This window comes from Xanthomonas populi, from assembly GCF_002940065.1.
In the GTDB taxonomy this organism is placed as follows: domain Bacteria; phylum Pseudomonadota; class Gammaproteobacteria; order Xanthomonadales; family Xanthomonadaceae; genus Xanthomonas; species Xanthomonas populi.
Genome location: NZ_MDEJ01000362.1, coordinates 1 through 366 on the forward strand (window position 1 = coordinate 1; position 366 = coordinate 366).

At 60.1% G+C, this 366-nt stretch carries 1 pseudogene; it reads right to left on the reverse strand.

Features of this window, described 5'->3' with window-relative positions:
- Positions 1-117: 117 nt before the first annotated feature.
- Positions 118-366 (reverse strand): annotated as a pseudogene (locus XpopCFBP1817_RS21285) (IS30 family transposase); the annotation flags it as partial.

Consider the following 366-nt stretch of genomic DNA (forward strand, 5'->3'; position numbering starts at 1 on the left):
GCGCGCACTTGTTTCTACACGATCCGGGTGCAACCAGCTGATCTATCTCGGGAAAACGTGGGGAAACCTCAGAGCCTGACCCCTAACTGCATCAACGCGCAACAGCCAGAAAACCAAGTAGACATCGGCCTGCAGCGCAGTGGCGATGAGTCGATGATCGGCACATTCCTTGCTGTTGTCTGCGGTCAGGGTATGCACGGCGTGGCGCAGTTGCCCAGGCGTTGGACGATGGCGTTACGCACGTTCTCGGCCGTGCCATCGGGCGAGTAGGCAAGCAGATGCAGGGGACTGCGACGTTCGGTCATGCTGACCACCACGGCCTTGCGGTGCGAGGCACGGATGGTGTCCAACTCCCAATCGCCAATG